This window comes from Streptomyces sp. bgisy159, from assembly GCF_965341775.1.
Taxonomy (GTDB): domain Bacteria; phylum Actinomycetota; class Actinomycetes; order Streptomycetales; family Streptomycetaceae; genus Streptomyces.
In genome coordinates, this window is sequence record NZ_CBDQZH010000115.1 from 1 (window position 1) to 1563 (window position 1563).

Here is a 1563-nt window from a genome sequence, read left to right on the forward strand (position 1 = left end):
AAGGATCGGCCAGCCAAGCTTGTGCAGGATGCGGTCGGAGAACTCGCCGACAGGGAATTCGTCGCCGTCCAGTACGACCTTGTTCTGGCGCCCGTACTGGAGGCTGCGCCGGATTTCCGTTGGAGTGCCGTCCAGGGTCAGTTCGATGCTGACCTCTACGTATTCGTCGGCGACGGCCGCCTTCAGGGCCTCGGTCGGGCTGTCCCGGTTGCCGAGACAGTAGTCGATGGCCTTGAGCGTGGTGGTCTTCGAGCTGTTCCTGACGCCAGACAGAATGCTGAGGCCGGCGGTGTTGAATGCGTACGTATCCATCTCGCCCGACGTGTGCACCAGCGTGACCGACTCGACTCGTAGCCCTTTGCGGGAGGGTGTCGGGGGCGTCGTCATGGCCTGATCTCCTGGTTGTAGGCGAGGTCCGCCACTTCCTCGGGGAAGAGTTGGTAGACGAGGTTCTTGAGATCGGTCCCAGACCACTGCGCCAGGTTGTCCCTCATGGCGCGGCATCGAGTGACGATGGGGTGGAACTCGTCCATGTCCGCCAGCGCTGCGGCCGCTCGCTTTCCGGCCGAGGTCAATCGGACACGCTCTGGTCTATGGCTGGTGGTGATGGTGATGAGACCGCGGGCCATGAGGAAGGCCAGGAACTGGCGGTAGCGGGGATCCCAGGGACCGAACCGATACCGGATCATCGGGGCCTCTACTTCCTCGGGCATCGATGCGCGGAAGGCGGCCTGTCCGCTCAGGGTGTCGGCGAATTCCGTGTGTGCGCGCTCGAGGAAAGCCGGGTAGCGCAGGAAGAAGTCGAGCTTCGCAAGCTTGGTTCGGCCAGCGATATGAGGACCGGGGTCGCTGCCGCACTCGGCAACCAGGAGCAGTAGCCGGGAGGCGTGGAAGTCTGGCGAGTCGTCGGGGTCCCATGGCCGGTGGGGTGGCGGGATGGCGCTCGCGCCGATGTTATGAAGCATCGGCGTACCGGTTCTGGCAGCGAGCGGTGATGTCCGCAAGTACGGCGTGAGCTCGAGCGAGGGACACGGTGCCGCTACTCACCGCGGGGAGGCCTTCTACGCGGGTCAGGGTCTCGAAGTATGCCTCTGAGCCGGCGGGGATGCGTCCGGCGCGTCGTTCAGCCATGACGCGTGAGCAGATGGCGTGGACTTCGTCGGCGAAGGCGTCCATCGCCTCGCGGGCTGGACCGAGGCTTTCACGCCAGGCACGACGGTACTTCAGCGCGTTGTCGAGATGCCCTGCCGCCTCGTCTGCCGGAACTCCGGCGACCGCGAGCTTCTCAGTGAGTTTCGTGAGAGGCGCAGTGCTGCCGTCCGGCCTTCGCCCGGTGGCCCGTGTGATCGCGTCATGGAGCATGTCTTGGAAGTCACGGGTGCCCACCTGGCGTGGCACTGGGGCAAGCGCATCGCGTGCGATGCGAACTCCGAGCCAGATCAGGACGTCTTCGATGTCAGTAGTCAAGGGCGGCTGCCCCAAGATCTTCGTCACGATCGGTCCGAGCCGACGTAGAGCCCTGTCCTCAACCTGCTCAATCGTGCGGCCCTCAACAAGGACCTC

Annotated in this window: 3 protein-coding genes; all 3 read right to left on the reverse strand. The window is 64.7% G+C overall.

Annotated features, from left to right (window positions below; all coding sequences use genetic code 11):
• Positions 1 to 387: hypothetical protein (locus tag ACSLTV_RS36050; protein ID WP_435613729.1), on the reverse strand; the 387-nt coding region annotated here is incomplete at its 3' end.
• Complete coding sequence (locus ACSLTV_RS36055; protein ID WP_384941226.1) at positions 384 to 965, reverse strand: hypothetical protein; 582 nt, start codon at positions 963 to 965, stop codon at positions 384 to 386. The genes ACSLTV_RS36055 and ACSLTV_RS36050, both read right to left, overlap by 4 nt.
• A partial coding sequence (locus ACSLTV_RS36060; RefSeq protein WP_435613730.1) for a hypothetical protein occupies positions 955 to 1563 on the reverse strand: 609 nt, incomplete at its 5' end. The genes ACSLTV_RS36055 and ACSLTV_RS36060, both read right to left, overlap by 11 nt.

What these genes read in the sequence shown, in the direction of transcription:
- ACSLTV_RS36055 (WP_384941226.1), bottom strand. Translation starts at nt 965, where the DNA reads ATGCTTCATAACATCGGCGCGAGCGCCATCCCGCCACCCCACCGGCCA.